Source organism: uncultured Microbulbifer sp., from assembly GCF_947489355.1.
Classification (GTDB): Bacteria; Pseudomonadota; Gammaproteobacteria; order Pseudomonadales; family Cellvibrionaceae; genus Microbulbifer.
This window is the reverse complement of sequence record NZ_CANLDD010000040.1, coordinates 25,772-43,329: the sequence shown is the minus strand read 5'-3', so window position 1 is coordinate 43,329 and position 17,558 is coordinate 25,772. Positions and strand designations below refer to the sequence as shown.

The window sequence follows — 17,558 nt, the reverse complement described above, 5'->3', positions numbered from 1 at the left end:
TCGAAAGTAGGTTTGGTCATAGGTCATCTCTTTTTTGCTAATGATAAAGAAATGACACAGAATTCTGAACACTACCTGGAAGTCCCGCTATGCACCCCGGCATCGACCAGAATACGCGGCCCGATTACGATCCTGTGATTCAGGATATCGCTGACTATGTCCTGAATTACTCTATTGATTCCGATGCAGCCTGGGATGCCGCACGCTATTGCCTGATGGATGCCCTTGGCTGCGCTCTTCTGGCGCTGCGCTTTCCCGAATGTACCAAGTTGCTGGGTCCTTTGGTGGAGGGGACCTGGGTGCCCGGTGGCGCGCGAGTGCCGGGCACCCGGTTTCATCTGGACCCTGTGAAAGCGGCCTGGGATATCGGCTGTACAATACGCTGGCTGGATTTTAACGATACCTGGTTGGCCGCGGAGTGGAGTCATCCCTCGGATAACCTGGGCGCTATACTCGCGGTGGGCGATTATCTGTCGCAACAGCAGCGGGTACAGGGTGGCCCCCAAGTGCCGATGCAAAAAGTACTTGAGGCCATGGTCAAAGCCTACGAAATTCAGGGCGTGCTGGCGGTGGCAAACAGCTTTAACCGCGTTGGCTTGGACCATGTACTGTTGGTGCGAGTGGCTTCAGCGGCGGTCGCGGCCTGGATGAAAGGTGGCAGTCGAGCGGAAATAATGGCGGCGGTATCCCTGGCCTGGGTGGATGGCAGCGCCCTGCGCACCTATCGGCACACCCCCAATACCGGTTCGCGCAAGTCCTGGGCAGCGGGGGATGCCTCATCTAGGGGTCTATGGCTTGCGCAGATGGCAGTGCTTGGGGAAATGGGAGTGCCCACTGCCCTCAGCGCACATCAGTGGGGTTTTTACGATGTCTGTTTTAGCAAAACCAATGCGGATCAGAAAGTAAAGCTGGAGGGAGACCGGCAGTTTCAATTTTCCTGTGGCTATGGGTCTTATGTGATAGAGAACATTCTGTTTAAGGTCTCCTTTCCGGCCGAGTTCCACAGCCAGACTGCCTGTGAAGCAGCCATTGCGCTGCACCCGCAAGTGGTTGAAAGGCTTACAGAGGTCGACAGGATTGTGGTGACAACGCAGGAGTCGGCGATCCGTATTATCTCGAAACGCGGCCCTTTGGCGAATGCGGCGGATAGAGATCACTGTCTCCAGTATGTGGTTGCCGTGTCACTGTTATTTGGCAATCTGCAGGCTGAATACTACCAAGATGATTTCCATAGGGCGCATCCGGAAATTGATGTGCTGCGCGACAAAATGGCGGTGGTTGAGGACAACTGCTACTCGAGGGATTACCTGGACCCGGACAAACGCTCTATTGCCAATGCAGTGCAGGTCTTTTTTCGAGACGGCAGCTCGACAAAAAAGATCGAGGTGGCATACCCCATTGGACACCGCCGTCGCCGGCAGGAGGGAATTCCACTGCTGGAGAACAAGTTTCGCCAGAACCTGGCTTCCCGCTTTCCCCGGGGCCAAATGGAGAAAATTTTGGCGTTATGCCAGGACTTGCGACGCCTCCGGAACCTGCCGGTACATCGGTTTATGGATTTATTGGTGATTTAGTGCCCCGTGTCGTCAGCGGGGGGAAGGACTGTCAGGTGAGCATTAGGGCGGCGGCCAGTGGCCGCCTATTCAAGCACTCACAGGGTGGGGTGATCAGATGGCCCTTCCCAATTGGAGTCGCCGGCGTATCAAGTGCTCCTAGAATTTGTACTCGGCACCGATGCCAGCGTAGCTGCGGTCGTAGCCTGCGTCTGCGCTTTCATCGGTGTAGAATCCAAAAACCTTGGCCGCGCTGTTGAACTTGTAGTCGACCCCGAGGCTGTAGGTTTTTCCGTCCTCCTTGACAATGTCGGACTGGCCGTACTGGGCTTTCAGGGTCCACTGCTCGACCTTGTAGGCAACAGAACCCATCCAGCCGTCCTGGTTGCTGCCGTCAGCTTTTTCCTGATCTTCGAACAGGGCGCCGACCTGGAGGGGGCCAAGATTGTATTGGGCGACGAAGCGCTGAACGTCACGGTCATTTTCTTCAACGTCCTGGTCAACAGCGTAGGCCAGGTAAACACCGTTGTTGTCGTAGGCGATCGAGACGGAAACACCGTTTTCCCGGGTGATCTCCCTGAGTATTTCGTCACCTGCCTCATTTAGGCCGAGGTCCTCATAGCCAATCACAGCGTCTTTGTGGCTGATGTAAGCGGCAGAGGCTTTAAAACCAGCGAAAGACGGAGTAGTGTATTGAAAGCTGTCTGCTTCGCGGTTGTCGCTCTTGGTGATCAGGCTCTTGATGTCGCCCTCCAGATCGTTGAACAAATCCACCTTCTTCTGGGCAACCTTCAGTGGGGTGTCAAACTTGCCCGCGATCACCTGACCGAAACCGCCTTCCAGGCCAGCGTAGATATTGCGCTGGGAGAAGGTGTCTTCGGTGTCGCCGTCCATATCCACTTCGTATTCCATACGGTAGATACCCTTGATGCTCTCGGTCAGAGCGATTTCGCCCTTCACGCCCAGGCGAGAGGCATTGCTCTGAACGTCGGTGACAGAGCCGTCGCCCTCGTCGGCAGACTGCAGGGCGACATTGGCTTTGCCGTAAAAATCCACTAGTTCGCCTTCATCCTGAGCATTGGCCACAGTGGGGATCAGGGTAACGATGGCCAGAGAGAGCGCGGTCTTGTTCATAATCGTCTCGCACAGTTTATGGTTTTGGGCAGAGGGGGGCGTTCGTTCGCTTTATTGACGACCCCTCAATCTGGTGCGGATTCTGCGACCTGAATATTACAAAAATGTTAAAGATGGCACTTTTTTTAAAATAATATGACCAGCGAGTGTTATGCAAAGGCATTAATGCCGCCTGGAGGCAGCATAAGGTAACGATACCCACTTTCTTTTGGTTCACTTGCTTTTGGTTCACTTGTACCTGCTCTTGGGTTTCTGGCAGTCCCTCAGGTTGATTCCAGTGCGAATGGGGGTATTACCTGTTGATGTAAAGGCATTGAATCGGGCAGGGACAGCGGGGGAAATGGGTATGCCTTATTGGCGGAGGGTATCTGGTGAGAGGCGACTCTGGGGTCCCACCCCGCTGCTCTGGATATTTTCACTGTCCCTCATGGGCGTCGGTTGTCTACCTGAACTTCCTGAAACGGGGCTGCTGTTGGGCGTCTATGTGTCATTGGCCCTGGTGGTGCTCATACAGCCTCGGCACAGGCCCGCACTGATTGTGTTGGTCGCCTCCCTTGCCGGTGCTGGCTGGGGGTTGTGGAGCAACCAGAAAGCGCTGCAACAACGCCTGCCCATTGAGATACACGGCTCCGACCATCTGCTCCGGGTCCAAATCGTATCCCTGCCGGAAATCCGCTCCGGTAGCGGTGATCAATGGGACGGGTCGCAGGCACGCAGCGTGCGTTTCCAGGCGGTGGTCTTGGGGGCGCCTCCGGGCAAAAGGCGGAGCCCGGTTGCAGTGGGTAGCCTCTTGTATCTCACCTGGTATCGTGCCGATGCCGACACGCTGTCCCGATTGCGCGGTACCAGCCGCTGGTTATTACCGGTGCGATTGATGCGCCCGCGGGGCAGTGTGAACCCCCACAGTTTTGATTATGAGCATTGGCTCCTGCAAAGGGGGGTATTTGCGACAGGCTATGTGCGCCCTGGGGACGCGACCCCGCAGTGGTTGGGACAGGGCGCGGGAATAGGGTCGCTGCGCAGTATGTTGCGCGACAGGTTGCAAGCACTGCCGGTGGGGCGAACAGCACTGATCAGCGCGTTATTGCTGGGCGATCGCAGCGGCCTTGTCCAGGCGGATCGAGACCTGTTGAAGCGGACGGGTACAGCGCACCTGCTGGCGATTTCCGGGCTGCATGTGGGCATGGTGGCGGGATTTCTATTGCTGCTCGGTCATGGCATTGCCCGGGGTGTCGGCATTCTGACAGGCGTTACCCCCGCGGCCCTGCCTGTGGCGCTGGCTTTGGCGGGCACCCTGATTTATACCCTGCTAGCTGGTGCGCCCCTTTCGGCGCAAAGGGCGTTGGTGATGACCTGGGTATTGCTGCTGGGTTGGCAATGGCGGCGCAGAATTGGTGCCGGCATTGCCTTTGCCCTGGCGCTTGCCCTGGTGCTCACCCTGCAGCCGCTGGCCTTTTACGCAGTGGGATTCTGGTTGTCTTTCACTGCAGTTGCAGCCCTGCTGCTGGGTTTCAGAGGGCGCCTGGCACTGGCACTTGAGCCTGTATCGACCGCTCAGGCGCTCAAAGCGGGGGCTTTCCCTGCAGTGCGATCCCTGTGGCTCACCCGTATTCTGCAGCTGCTGCGCAGCCAGTGGCTGGTGGCTCTGGGATTGCTTCTGCCTTCGGTCGTGTATTTTTCCGGATTCAGTGCCGGCGGCATGTTGTTCAACTTGGTGGCGATTCCCTGGCTTGGTGTGCTCATCCTGCCTGTGCTGATGCTGGGCGTCCTGCTGATGGAGACAGGCTTAGGGCTTCTTTGTTTCAGGTTCGCCGGTTGGCAGCTGGACCTTTTGATAAGGTGCCTGGAGGCTGCGGATCGTCTGTTGCCCAGTTGGCAGACCCTGGCGCCGCCGCAGGGCCCAGTGCTGCTGGCGGTTGCAGCGCTGGGTGTATTGGCGCTGTTGCTACCGCGAGGTTGGCCGGGGCGCAACCTGGGCTGGCTGTTTCTGTTCCCCTTACTCCAGCCGCTGCTGCCTCTGTCGGTGTCGGAACGCCAGGGGTTTCGGTTCACCGCCCTCGATGTTGGCCAGGGACTGGCGCTGGTGTTTTACTCCTCACAAGCCCATGTCGTCTATGACGCGGGTCCTCTGTCTTCGACAGGTTGGAGCGCCGGCAGCGCCATAATCACCCCCTACCTTGCCGCGGCGCGGGCAGGTACCCTGGATGCGCTGATTGTCAGCCATGGAGACAGTGATCACGCTGGTGGTGTGCAGGGGCTGCTGCAGACCTTTCTGCCGGACAGGCTGTATGCGCCGGGGCGACTGGGATTTAACCTGGCGGGTAATTCCAGTGTGCCAACGGAATCCTGCGTGGCCGGCAGAAGCGCCAGTATTGGCGATATCACTATTGACTGGCTCTGGCCCCAGGGAGAGTCACTAAGCGGTACGGAAAATGACCACAGTTGTGTGGCCCTGGTACAGTGGCGCAAGGTTCGATTGTTGCTGACAGGGGATATCAGCAGTGCGGTGGAAAGCCGTCTACAGCAGATGTACCCCCATTTCCCGCCAGTGGATCTACTGGTGGCGCCACATCATGGGTCGCGGACTTCGTCATCGACAAGCCTGCTGGTTTGGTCGAAGCCGGAGCGGGTTGTTTTCAGCGCAGGTTTTCGCCATCACTTTGGCCATCCCCATGCCGAGGTGGTCGAGCGTTACCGCAAAATGGGTACTCAAATTTTCAATACTGCGCAAAGCGGCGCGGTGGCGTTTTTTTGGCGGGAGGGAATCAACCGGCCCCAGGTGCGCCTGGCCCGGTCCGCTGCGCGATTTTGGTATGCGGGTCACAGTGATGAGGCAGGCCACGATGGAGGACTTAGCCGCCGGGAATAGCTGTGGTAAAGTGCTAAACCCGCATCTGTGATGCAGTAGTTAAATTCCCGAAATCCCTCTCGCTGTTTGGGGCTGAGAAACGTGTTAGAAATCATAAAATCCGGCGGCTGGCTGATGCTGCCGATCCTGCTCTGTTCTGTTGCCGTAATTGCGATCTGTATTGAGCGCCTTTGGACATTGCACCCCCAGCGCATAGCGCCACCGACCCTGTTGAGCGAAGTTTGGGGGTGGCTGAAAAACAATCAGCTGGATGCGGAGCAACTGAAAGCGTTGCGGGACTCCAGTCCATTGGGGCGCATTTTTGCCTCCGGCCTGTCCAATTCCCGCCATGGTCGCGATGTGATGAAAGACAGCATTGAGGAGACTGCGAGTCAAGTGGTGCATGAACTCGAGCGTTATTTGGGTGTGTTGGGCACCATTGCAGCGGTTGCACCACTGATCGGCCTGCTCGGCACCGTGATTGGTATGATCCAGGTATTTACCGCCATTATGCTGGAGGGAACCGGCAATGCCGGGGTACTGGCCGGTGGCATCAGCCAGGCCTTGATCACCACCGCTGCGGGCCTGACCGTGGCTATCCCCGCGCTGATGGCACACAGATATTTCCAGCGCCGGGTGGATACCATAGTGGTGGCGATGGAACAGGAAGCCGTGAAGCTTGTGGATGCTTTGCACAGCGACCGCAACATCAAAGCCGCGGCCTGAGCGAGGTAGCAACCCATGCACTTTCGCCGTCAAGCCAAAGAGTCTGATGGAGTGAACCTCACGCCGCTGATTGACGTGGTTTTTCTCCTGTTGATTTTCTTTATGGTGTCTACCACCTTTACCAAGGAGAGCCACCTCAAGCTGAACCTGCCGGAAGCCGCTGGGCCCCAGGCGGCAGAGCAGCCCCGTGCTGTGGAAATTTTGATCAGTGCGGATGGTGGTTACGCTGTGGAAGGTCAGCCTTTAATCAACAAAAAACTGACCACCTTGAAATCCGCGCTGTCAGAAGTTTCCGCAGGCGAGTACAATCGCCCGCTTGTGATCACCGCCGACGCCACAGCCCATCATCAAGCCGTGGTTCGGGCAATGGATGCCGCTGGACAGTTGGGTTTTGTCAACCTAAGCATTACTACACGGCAACCGGAACAAAACTAGCGCGCAGAGTCTGTATCTGGCCGTGGTGGATGGTGAGATTCGCGCGTGCATTCATCCCGTTTGGGTGAATCCATTCATTGGTCTGTATGAAGAGAGAAATCCCGTCCCCCAGCAAACCGCAACGAGGGGCGCAAACCTATCGCCGTCTGCTCATTTACGCCCGACCGCATATTGCCATCTTTGGTGTTGCAGTCCTGGGTTTTTTGCTGTTTTCTGTGATGGGGGTCAGCCTGATTGCCGTAACCGAGCTGCTGCTCGATGCGGTGGGGGCGGGTATTCAGGAGAATCGCGGTTTTCTCTCAAAATTTGTAGCCTCTCACTATGCCGGAGGCGTGATGCCCCAGGAAACCGCGCGCTGGCTGGTTCCCCTGGCGATGTTCTTGATTATTGTGTTGCGGGCGCTGGGCAACTTTATTGGCAGCTACGGTCTTTCCCATGTGGCGCGCGCAGTGATTCACCAGCTTCGCACCGAATTGTTCGAAAGGATCGGCCAGCTTCCCAGTGCCTATTTTGACCGTTATACCGGCGCCTACCTGATTTCCAAGGTCTCCTATAACGTCGAGCAGGTTACCAACGCCATCACCAAGGCGATCAAAGTGCTTTTCCGCGAATCCTTTACCACGCTTGGCCTGTTGATATACCTGCTGTTGGTGAACTGGAAACTCACGTTGACCTTTTTTCTGTTTGCGCCACTGATCGCCCTTATTGTGCGGGTGGTCGGCAAGCGGTTTCGCAAATTGAGTCATCGTATCCAGAACTCCATGGGAGATGTTACCCACGTCACCCAGGAAGCCATCAATGGCTACCAGGTTGTACGTATGTATGGTGGCCAGGCTTATGAGCGTTCCCGTTTTCTGTCAGCCAGTGACAACAATCGCAGACAATTTATGAAGCTGGTGGTGACCAATACTGCCAGTGTGTCGGTTATCCAGATTTTGGTGGGGCTCTCGACGGCTACCATTGTATGGCTGGCTCTGGCACCAGGTATGGTGGAGTCCATGACTGCGGGGGTTTTTGCCGCCTATATCGGCGCTGCGGCCTCCCTGGCGAAACCGGTACGCAGTCTCTCCGAGGTGTTTGCGGATATTCAAAAAGGCATTGCCGCGGCGGAGAGTATTTTCGAGGTGATGGATGCACCCAAGGAGCCGCAGGGGGGCAAGCAGAGGTTACCCAGGCCGGTGCGCGGGGCGGTCAGTTTTGAAGCGCTGGAGTTCAGCTATGATGAGGCGGCACCAAAAGTCCTTGAAGGGATCAGCTTTTCTGTGGGAGTGGGTGAAACGGTGGCCCTGGTCGGGGCTTCGGGTTCCGGCAAAAGTACCCTGGTAAGTCTGCTGGCCCGTTTTTATGAACCCAGTGGCGGGTGCATTCTGGTGGATGGCACAGATATCTCCGCTGTACCTGTCACCGAATTGCGCCATCATATCAGTATGGTATCGCAGAATATCGTCTTATTTAACGATACCGTTTACCGCAATATCGCCTATGGCGAACTGGAAGATGCCCCTCGGGAAAATGTACTGCGCGCCATAGAACAGGCGCATGCGGCTCAATTTATCGAAGCACTGCCACAGGGGCTGGAGACCGCCCTGGGTGACAATGCGCAGACGCTCTCCGGCGGTCAGCGCCAGCGTCTGTCGATCGCACGGGCCCTGCTCAAGGATGCTCCCATTCTTATTCTGGACGAGGCGACTTCGGCATTGGATAATGAGTCCGAACGCCATATTCAGGCCGGCCTGAAGGAGGTGATGAAAAACCGCACTACGTTTGTCATTGCCCATCGCCTGAGTACGATCGAAAATGCCGATCGGATCCTGGTGATGGAGAGGGGCCGTATAGTGGAGAGCGGTAGTCACACGGAGTTGCTCGCACGCGGGGGGCATTATGCCGTATTGTTGCAACGGCAGGCGATGGGGTAGGGCACAGGGATGTCACTGGAAGACTGGTTGAATACGCGCTGGTATCCGAAACAGGGCGGGAGGCGGGCTCTGTACCTGCTCACACCACTGGAGATGCTCTACCGTCAATTGATCGAGCGGCGCAGGGTCAGGCTGGCCCGCACGCCGCCACCGCCACTACCGGCGCCGGTCATTGTGGTGGGTAATATCACAGTTGGTGGTGCCGGCAAAACGCCGTTGGTGGCGGAACTCGCGCGCTGGTTGAAAGAGCGGGGTAGAAACCCCGGTATTGTCAGTCGCGGATACGGCGGCCGCGCCAAGCGCTATCCCTACCAGGTTACGGCCCAGTCGCACCCGCTGGAATCCGGTGATGAACCACTGATGCTGCACCTGATTTCCGGTGTGCCGGTGATGGTTTCCCCCAATCGAACAGAGGCGGCCCGGGCACTGATTGATTATCACCAGTGCAATGTCATTTTGTCCGATGACGGTTTGCAGCATTACAATCTTTGGCGCAGCCTGGAAATTTGTGTTGTGGATGGCCTGCGCGGTCTCGGCAATGGCCATTTGCTGCCCTGTGGCCCCCTGAGAGAGCCCGAAACCCGTTTGCGGGCTGTGGATATTGTGGTGAGTAACGGCAAGCCCGATACGGGAGTCAGGCAGCAGTGCGGAGATCTGCTGGATTTCCAGATGACACTGGAGCCATCCTGCTGGCATCAATTCAACCTCGATCAGACTTCTACACTGCGACTGCTCTCGGGGCCGGAACCCGGTCCCTGCCACGGGGTGGCGGCGATCGGCAACCCGCAGCGCTTTTTCCGCGCACTTCGCCAACTCGGCTTTAAGGTGATGGAGCAACCCTTTGCCGATCACCATCAGTTCAGTCCGCAGGAGCTGCACTTTGATGGCAAAACACCGGTCATCATGACGATGAAGGATGCGGTAAAATGCCGCGACTTCTGGCAGAGCCACTGGTGGGCGCTGGAGGTACGCGCCAAGTTACCCGATCTATTTTATCAAAAGGTGCATCGGCACCTGCAGCAGTTTTCTGATGATGAAAAATAATTGCTCTTTCGATGTTATTATTCCCGCCCGTTTCGCGGCCAGTCGATTACCGGGCAAGCCCCTGGCGGATATTGCCGGCAAACCCATGGTGCAGCATGTCTATGAGCGGGCGCGGGAGAGCAGTGCCGAGCGGGTGATTGTCGCCACTGACGATATGCGCGTAGCCGAAGCTGTGCGGGCATTCGGTGGGGCGGTGTGTATGACCTCGGCGGATCATGCCTCCGGCACCGATCGCCTGCAGGAAGTGGCGATGAATCTCGGGCTCGCCGATGACCGCGTGCTGGTGAATGTACAAGGGGATGAGCCTCTGATCCCGGCCCGGGTTATCAATCAGGTCGCGCACAATCTCGCGGTAAATGGGCGCGCCGGTGTGGCCACCCTGGCGGAGCCTATTCATACCCCGGACGACTTTCGCAATCCGAATATTGTAAAAGTCGTCACTGCAAAATCGGGGATGGCGCGCTATTTTTCCCGCGCACCAATACCCTGGCCGCGGGATGCCTTTAGCCTGGAAGCCATTGAACTGCCCGTTGGCCTGGAACCTCGCCGACATATTGGTATCTATGCCTACCGGGTGGCGCTGTTGCAAAGCTTCGTATCCTGGCCTGTGGCCCCGCTTGAGCGGTTCGAAGCGCTGGAACAGCTGCGTTTTTTGTACCACGATGAACATATCCATGTGGCCGATGCCTGTGCGGAAGTGCCTGGCGGTATAGATACCGAGCGGGATCTTCAGCGTGTACGGGCACTTTTCGGCTAAAGCTGTTTCCCGATGATAGAAGCCGATATCGATTTACAACCCCATAATACCCTGGCAATACCTGCTCAGAGTGCCCATTTTGCGCGGGTGCGAACGCTGGATCAGTTGCGGGAAGCTTTGGCGTTTGCGCGGCGGCGGCGCCTTCCCATTTTGCCCTTGGGTGGCGGCAGCAATATCGTGTTGACCGGGGATTTCCCCGGTCTGGCTATCCAGTTGGATCTTCGTGGTCTCTCACTTAAGTCGGAGGACCTTGGTCACACTGTCAGCGCCGCCGCCGGTGAGAATTGGCATCAATTGGTGATGACGACGGTGAAAAAAGGATTGGGTGGGCTGGAAAACCTTGCCTTGATTCCGGGCAAGGTGGGTGCAGCGCCAATTCAGAACATCGGTGCCTATGGGATTGAGTTGCGCGATCGCTTTAGCAGCTTGCAAGCAATGGAAATTGCCAGCGGGGAAATACATACATTCGATACCGGGGACTGCGCCTTTGCCTACCGCGACAGTGTGTTCAAAGGCTCGCTGCGAGACCAGTACATCATCACCCAGGTGAGCCTGGTGCTTCCCGGCAAATGGCAGCCCTATATCGGCTATCCTGCACTGCGCGAGTATCTACAAAAACGCAACTGGGACCGCGCCGCGCTGACGCCGGCTCTGGTGGCGCGAGCAGTGAGTGATATCCGCAATAGCAAATTGCCTTTGCCGGAAATAATTCCCAATGCCGGCAGTTTTTTCAAGAATCCTGTCGTAGATACCGCTCGCTATGAAAGCCTTAGGGTGGCACACCCGGATTTGGTGGCTTTTGCGGTGGGGGATCGCTGGAAGTTGGCTGCGGCATGGTTGATTGATCGCGCCGGTTGGCGGGGGGCCCGGCGCAATGCTGTGGGGGTGCACGATTCTCAGGCCCTGGTGCTGGTCAACCCCGGCAGAGGTAATGGGGATGAACTGACGGGGCTGGCCAAGGAGATCGCCGCTGACGTGCGTGCAAAATTTGGTGTGTCACTGGAACCCGAGCCACGCTACTACCCATAGTGGGGCGCTCCGGCTGAGCGGTGGCCCTTGACGGCGCCAATCCAGCGCCTTCTACAGCCCTGTTATTTCCATATCGCTCCCTGCTGCCTATGCGGTTACCCTGGCACGAGGCTTTAGGCGGAATCTTGACGTCCAATCATTGCTTAAGTCATCGGGTTCAACAGAGATTTGTGTTGTGGCGCAGATCCCAGTATCTATAACTAAAAGAAATTTAATTGTATTAAATATATTTCTAATTCTATTATCCATAGAATCTTCGTTATCTGACTTTTTGCCGTGCAAATCGTGCGGAATAAAAACCTGTTGATTGCAGGAAAATAACTTGGTACGTTTTTACAGTGTAACGATTGCGTATAATGGCAGCAGAATTCTTTGCCGATCAGACTTTTTGGCAGCATTTGAAACGCCAATTTTGCTTTGCGGTAGCGTTTTTGTCTGGTATGTTGTCGTTGGATTCTTGGGGTGGATCTGTGCGGGGCAGTTTCCCCGCAATTAAGAAAAAGAAGGCAGTTTCGAGGGCGCAGGCGGTGGGGATGAAGACGCTGCGCAATCGCTGCACTTATCCGTAGTTGGGGATAGCTTGATCAAAGTCTTGGTGGTAGACGATCACGATCTTGTGCGAATGGGGATTTCGCGCATGTTGAGTGATGTCGAGGGAGTAGAGGTCGTTGGCGAGGCAAATTGTGGCGAGGAAGCCCTGGAATTTGTGCGCCAGCGCGAAGTCGATGTGATTCTCATGGATGTAAAAATGCCCGGCATGGGCGGGCTCGAAGCGACCCGAAAGCTGCTCCGCCGTTGTCCGCAGGCGAGAGTTGTCGCGGTGAGTGCGCTGGATGACGATTTGTTCCCCGGTCGCTTGATCGAGGCGGGCGCCCGGGGGTATGTCACCAAGGGCGCCGACCTGGCAGAGATGGTCCTCGCAATTCGCACCGTGGTGTCCGGTGAACCGTATATCAGCAAGTCCATGGCGACCAAAATGGCACTGCGCAATGTCTCCGGCCAAACGGGTAACCGCTCTCCGTTCGAAAAACTTTCCAAGCGTGAACTGCAGACCGCTGATATGATCGTCAATGGGGCCAAGGTTGCAGAGATCGCCCAGACGCTCTCTGTCAGCCCCAAAACAGTAAACAGCTACCGTTACCGGATTTTCGAGAAGTTGAATATCAGCAGTGATGTTGAATTGACCCTGCTCGCAGTCAAATACCAGATACTCGATCCCGAGGCGGCCCTTTAATTTTAGCGGGCAGGTGCCGGCCCATAAAAATGACTGCCAGATGTTTGACAGCAAGCGTTTTCTTTCCACCGTTACCCGAAAGCCGGGCGTCTACCAGATGTTTGACGCCAACAATTATATTCTCTATGTGGGCAAGGCGAAAAATCTGCGCAACCGCCTTTCCAGTTATTTTCGCAGTTCTGGCCTCACCACCAAGACCATGGCCCTGGTGCAGCGCATCAACACCATAGAGGTTACTGTCACGCGCAGTGAGACGGAAGCGCTGGTGTTGGAACAAAGCCTGATCAAGTCGCAGCGCCCACCTTTCAATGTCATGCTGAAAGATGACAAAGGTTATCCTTATATTTTTCTTTCCAGCAGCGATGCTTTCCCACGCATTGGTTTGCATCGCGGTGCCAAATGCAGGAAGGGACGCTATTTTGGCCCTTTTCCCAATGCGTCCTCGGTGCGTGAGAGCCTGAATTTCCTGCAAAAGACTTTTCGAATCCGCTCCTGTGAAGACAGCGTATTCCGTAACCGTTCAAGACCCTGCCTGCAATATCAGATCCAGCGCTGCACGGCGCCCTGTGTGCATTTCATCGGTGAGGAGGAGTACCGTCAGGATGTGCGTCACGCTGAGATGTTTCTCAGCGGCAAAAGCGACAGTATTATTCGGGAATTGGCCGATGAAATGGACGATGCCTCCAAGGCTCTGGCATTCGAGAAGGCCGCGCGCTTGCGCGACCAGATTTCCGCATTGCGACGCCTCCAGGCTGATCAGGTGGCCGAGGGCGACAGCGGTGATGTGGATGTGCTTGGGGTTGCCAGTGAGAGCGGCAGCTGTTGTGTACATGTGCTGTTTATCCGCCTGGGGAGAATATTGGGCAGTCGCAGTTATTTTCCCAGCGAGCGTCTCGGGCTGAGCCATGCTGCGCTGTTGTCTGCCTTTGTACCGCAGTTCTATATCGGCAGTGCGCGGGAAATCCCCCGCGAAATTCTTGTGTCCGAAGCCCTGGAGGATGTGGTGCCGCTGCAGCAGGCCCTGGGCGCCCAGAGTGGGCGCGAGGTTACCATAGCGCACAAATTGCGCGGCAAGCGCGCCACTTGGGTGGAGATGGCGCAACAGGCGGCCCGGCAGAATTTGAGCAGCCGTACCGCCGCGCAGCAGAGGCTGTTCGATCGCTTTGAAGCGCTGCAGGACGCGCTTGGGTTGGAGCAGCTTCCGGAAAGGTTGGAGTGCTTCGATATCAGCCATTCATCAGGTGAGGCTACGGTGGCGTCATGTGTTGTATTTGATACCGGCGGTCCGGTCAAGTCGGATTACCGCCGGTTCAATATTAAGGGCATCCAGGCCGGGGATGATTATGCGGCCGTGGGTCAGGCGCTCAAGCGACGTTATACCCGCTTGTCAGGGGGCGAGGGCAAGTTTCCCAATATTCTGTTGATTGATGGCGGAAAGGGTCAGGTTGGTCAAGCGGTGGACGCTCTCAATGCACTGGGTGTGGTTGGTGTACAGATCATCGGCGTTGCCAAGGGCACGACGCGCAAAGCGGGCTTTGAAACCCTCCATGTGGTTTCCAGTAACAAAGAGCTTGTACTGTCTTCCGATTCGCCCGCTTTGCATTTGATTCAACGGGTTCGCGATGAGGCACATCGGTTTGCCATTGCGGGCCACCGGGCGCGCCGGGACAAGAAGCGGCGGGAGTCGCCCCTGGAGGGCATCGCCGGGGTGGGGCCCGCTCGTCGACGGGCATTGCTGCGCCATTTTGGCGGTCTGCAGGAAATCAAGCGGGCCACAGCGACAGAAATTGCCAGTGTGAAGGGAATCAGCCGCAAACTCGCACAAACTATATACTCGCTACTGCACCAGGAATAATTGGGTGATAGAACTGATGAATTATTGTCCGGCTGTTTCACTGGACGTTTCATTTTGTGCAACGGCTTGTTAACGTACGCCCCCCATCAAGAACAGAGAAAAGTATGACACTTGCCAACCAGTTGACATTGCTTCGTGTCGGATTGATACCCGTCTTGGTGATGGTTTTCTATCTGCCGTATCAATGGAGCTATGTCGCCTCGGCAGTTATTTTTGCCGCCGCCGCCGCAACCGACTGGCTCGACGGTTACCTGGCAAGAAAACTGAATCAAAGCACGGCATTTGGTGCCTTCCTGGACCCCGTCGCGGACAAGCTGATGGTGGCTACCGCCCTGGTGCTGCTTGTGGGCTTGCACAAAAATGCCTGGTTTACTATTGCAGCAGCAGTGATTATTTGCCGGGAAATTGCGGTATCCGGTCTGCGGGAATGGATGGCGGAGTTTGGTCAGCGCAGCAGTGTTGCCGTATCCTATGTGGGCAAGGTCAAGACTACGGCACAGATGGCGGCTATTATCGTATTGCTTGCCTTCGATGTGCGGGAGTATCCGCTAATGGAAACCCTTGGGTATTTACTGTTGTATATCGCCGCTGCGCTGACCCTGTGGACAATGGTTATGTACCTGCGCGCTGCCTGGCCAACCCTGATGGCAAATAATCACACCCCCCCCTAGCCCACTGTCTTTTTAAGTCACTGTTGGTACCCATCGGCGCCATAAGGCAAAGGGGGGTACCGCAGCCGCAATGTGATAGCCCCCCTCATTAGGTGTATTTCGGCTCCAGAAGCGGACCGAGTCCGTTGCGGAGTGGCTCTGCCAGCCATTGTGATTTTTGAACGGGCGCTTCTCATCTCATCCTTTTGTTGCCAATTTGCTTGCAGACTGTTGAAAAAACATTTTTTAGCAGCCTGATAACGCGAACAGGGATGTTCGGGCCGCAAATCAAGCCTGTAAGTGTTTGATTTGTCGTGGAGGGTTTGCGGGCATGCGCCGCAAACCCAAGTTGAAAAAAGTCATGGAAGGCCTTTTTCAACAACCTGCTAGAGTTCAAATTGAGCTGCGAGTATTTGTATTGTGATGTTGATTCAGGGGCCAGTATATCGCTGTTGCGCCCGCCACGGAGTAGAGCTGGGTCAGTGAGGGGCAAGTTGATTGGGACTGGTCACCATTTCTGCTCCGGCCTTTAGGTAAACAAGCAGTACTTCACCCGACACAATTGGGCTGTTGACACTGAAAAGGTGAGAGGTGGCAGAGTGAGGGGGCTCCTCCAGTCAGGGCTTTGAGGGGGCTGGAATACCCTTGTTGCAACCAGTAGTGCGAGAGTGCAACGGAGCGAGATCGGATTTGGCTTCTTAAGGGACAGGCGAAGTAAGAGTGGCATATGGAGCACAGTGCCAAGAATTTCCTGTTGTTAGTGGTTGTTTTGCTCTCTGCCATGGATTCGCTGCCAGTTGGGGCGGCCGGTACAGCAAAAGGCCAGCTTCAGATCGAGGTGGCGAACGACGCTCCTTTCCAGACGGATAGGGATTATACCGGCGGACTCCTTTTAACCTGGAGGTCGGCAAGCAGTCCGTTTACGCTGCGTTTGGGCCAGGATATCTATACTCCGGAAAATCTTGCAAAGCCCGCGCCGGCCAATGGTGAACACCCCTATGGCGGATGGGCCTATTTGGGCGTCAACTACCACTACCAGATTTCCGCCAACTGGCGTGCTGATGTTACCTTGGATATTGGCAGCACGGGCCCCAGATCCGGTGCGCGAGTGATGCAAGAGTGGATACACAGGGCTACCGGGTCCACGTTCCCCAAAGGTTGGCGCTCCCAAGTTTATAACGAATGGGGATTCATGCCAGAGTTACAGCTTGACTATAAAATTCCTCTGTCCGCATTTCAAAAAGGGGGGTTGGTTTACCGCGCGGTACCTTACCTTCGCTGGAGAAGCGGTAATATTATTAGGGAGCATGGGGTTGGGCTTCGTTTGATGCTGGGCAGTCGGCTGCCGGCTTTCAGCAGTGTCTCAACCCAACCTGACGGTGATTTTTATTGGTTTGTTCAAGCCGGTCTTGAACATACAGCAGTGGTGAGAAATATTTTTTTGGAGGGAAATTCAAAAGTTAGAAGCGGCGTAAAGCAATATAGTTATGGGGTGATCCCAGAGAAAGCGCTTACAGTGGCCAATTTGGGGGTGTTTTGGGGTTTTGGCGCTTATGAAGCGGGTGTGGATATAAGGTATAATTCCAAGGCCTATGCATCACAAAGTCGTATGGAGAGTAGCTTTTTAATTGGTGGCACTCCCTCCGGAAACTTTGTTATGTCTCTAATTTTCAAAAAGTTTTTTTAAAATAGATCTTCTCGCGGCCCGCTTGAGAGGCGCCGCTGAAAAGCCAGTGCAGCCGAAGATCACAGATGTTTGCTTTGTCAACGTAAAAGGCGGTGAGAAAAGCCTGGATGCCAAAACGTTTCTGCGGGGATGTTGTCCCACGGAGCCTGCTCGGCCCATGTATTGTTGCAGAATAATTAAAGCAGTATTCCAGGACTTTTTATGGCCAATCCGCGCAAGTTTGCAGATAGACCCAGCGCTTCCTGTACAGTTTGAACAGGGAAATCTCGCGAACTTCACACTTCTGATCTCCGTCCCTGTACAGCGCTTTAAACTCCGCGACAGAGTGCTTCAGCCCTGGCTTGACCCTGATTATCTGCAGATGTGTCCATTGGGTTACCAGGTCTTGCGCGCGAAGATTTGGGCGGGTATCGGGGTGCCAGGTCTTGTGCAAATAGGTCAGGTTGCCTGTGGCATAGGCACTGTAGCGGCTGCGCAACAGAGATGTGGCTGTACTTGGGTAGGCTTTGCCGGAAAGGTAGAGGCCGCAGCAGGCTTTCAGATTTTCGCCCGAATCGCAGGGGCAGAGTAGGATCGACATTAAATACTCCAGATAGGAAACTGCAGGGCAGTGTCCAATGGGTCATAGAGTGCCCTGGCACACACTTTTTAACCTTGAGTGATGGGGCCGTAGAGTAACATGGCTTGACA

General features: G+C 55.7%; 15 protein-coding genes. 13 read left to right on the top strand and 2 right to left on the bottom strand.

Features of this window, described 5'->3' with window-relative positions:
- Nucleotides 1-89 precede the first annotated feature (89 nt).
- The gene (locus Q1A48_RS15000; protein ID WP_299946449.1) at nt 90-1,574 is read left to right on the top strand and encodes a bifunctional 2-methylcitrate dehydratase/aconitate hydratase; all 1,485 of its coding nucleotides are present in this window, start codon (nt 90-92) and stop codon (nt 1,572-1,574) included.
- 138 nt (nt 1,575-1,712) lie between these two features.
- On the opposite strand, the gene Q1A48_RS14995 is transcribed toward Q1A48_RS15000, so the two are convergent.
- Entirely contained in the window at nt 1,713-2,687 is a 975-nt protein-coding gene (locus Q1A48_RS14995) for a porin (protein ID WP_299946446.1), read from the bottom strand.
- Nucleotides 2,688-3,033: 346 nt separating this feature from the next.
- Here Q1A48_RS14995 and Q1A48_RS14990 point away from each other — a divergent pair, with 346 nt between their 5' ends.
- The 12 genes from Q1A48_RS14990 to Q1A48_RS14935 all read left to right on the top strand — a co-directional run bounded on the left by Q1A48_RS14990 (nt 3,034) and on the right by Q1A48_RS14935 (nt 16,868).
- On the top strand, nt 3,034-5,556 hold the full coding sequence (locus Q1A48_RS14990; RefSeq protein WP_299946444.1) for a DNA internalization-related competence protein ComEC/Rec2: 2,523 nt from the start codon (nt 3,034-3,036) through the stop codon (nt 5,554-5,556).
- An 81-nt stretch (nt 5,557-5,637) separates the two neighbouring features.
- Nucleotides 5,638-6,261 (top strand): MotA/TolQ/ExbB proton channel family protein, encoded by a 624-nt coding sequence (locus Q1A48_RS14985; protein ID WP_299946441.1) that lies wholly within the window; start codon nt 5,638-5,640, stop codon nt 6,259-6,261.
- A gap of 15 nt (nt 6,262-6,276) precedes the next feature.
- Nucleotides 6,277-6,696 (top strand): biopolymer transporter ExbD, encoded by a 420-nt coding sequence (locus Q1A48_RS14980; RefSeq protein ID WP_299946438.1) that lies wholly within the window; start codon nt 6,277-6,279, stop codon nt 6,694-6,696.
- An 86-nt stretch (nt 6,697-6,782) separates the two neighbouring features.
- Nucleotides 6,783-8,612, top strand: a complete 1,830-nt coding sequence (gene msbA, locus Q1A48_RS14975) for a lipid A export permease/ATP-binding protein MsbA (protein WP_299946435.1) — start codon at nt 6,783-6,785, stop codon at nt 8,610-8,612.
- A 9-nt stretch (nt 8,613-8,621) separates the two neighbouring features.
- Nucleotides 8,622-9,656, top strand: a complete 1,035-nt coding sequence (gene lpxK / locus Q1A48_RS14970; RefSeq protein WP_299946434.1) for a tetraacyldisaccharide 4'-kinase — start codon at nt 8,622-8,624, stop codon at nt 9,654-9,656.
- Nucleotides 9,646-10,413, top strand: a complete 768-nt coding sequence (gene kdsB / locus Q1A48_RS14965; RefSeq protein WP_299946452.1) for a 3-deoxy-manno-octulosonate cytidylyltransferase — start codon at nt 9,646-9,648, stop codon at nt 10,411-10,413. Before lpxK ends, kdsB begins: the two co-directional genes overlap by 11 nt.
- 12 nt (nt 10,414-10,425) lie before the next feature.
- Complete coding sequence (gene murB / locus Q1A48_RS14960; protein WP_299946431.1) at nt 10,426-11,442, top strand: UDP-N-acetylmuramate dehydrogenase; 1,017 nt, start codon at nt 10,426-10,428, stop codon at nt 11,440-11,442.
- Nucleotides 11,443-11,798: 356 nt separating this feature from the next.
- The gene (locus Q1A48_RS14955) at nt 11,799-12,011 is read left to right on the top strand and encodes a hypothetical protein (protein WP_299946428.1); all 213 of its coding nucleotides are present in this window, start codon (nt 11,799-11,801) and stop codon (nt 12,009-12,011) included.
- A gap of 11 nt (nt 12,012-12,022) precedes the next feature.
- Complete coding sequence (gene uvrY / locus Q1A48_RS14950; protein ID WP_299946426.1) at nt 12,023-12,676, top strand: UvrY/SirA/GacA family response regulator transcription factor; 654 nt, start codon at nt 12,023-12,025, stop codon at nt 12,674-12,676.
- Nucleotides 12,677-12,716: 40 nt separating this feature from the next.
- Nucleotides 12,717-14,531, top strand: a complete 1,815-nt coding sequence (uvrC, locus tag Q1A48_RS14945; protein ID WP_299946424.1) for an excinuclease ABC subunit UvrC — start codon at nt 12,717-12,719, stop codon at nt 14,529-14,531.
- Nucleotides 14,532-14,635: 104 nt separating this feature from the next.
- Nucleotides 14,636-15,202 (top strand): CDP-diacylglycerol--glycerol-3-phosphate 3-phosphatidyltransferase, encoded by a 567-nt coding sequence (gene pgsA / locus Q1A48_RS14940; RefSeq protein WP_299946423.1) that lies wholly within the window; start codon nt 14,636-14,638, stop codon nt 15,200-15,202.
- Nucleotides 15,203-15,908: 706 nt separating this feature from the next.
- On the top strand, nt 15,909-16,868 hold the full coding sequence (locus Q1A48_RS14935) for a lipid A-modifier LpxR family protein (RefSeq protein WP_299946421.1): 960 nt from the start codon (nt 15,909-15,911) through the stop codon (nt 16,866-16,868).
- A gap of 199 nt (nt 16,869-17,067) precedes the next feature.
- Here the strand turns inward: Q1A48_RS14935 and Q1A48_RS14930 are convergent, their stop codons facing one another.
- Nucleotides 17,068-17,448 (bottom strand): YchJ family metal-binding protein, encoded by a 381-nt coding sequence (locus Q1A48_RS14930; RefSeq protein ID WP_299946419.1) that lies wholly within the window; start codon nt 17,446-17,448, stop codon nt 17,068-17,070.
- Between the last annotated feature and the right edge of the window lie 110 nt (nt 17,449-17,558).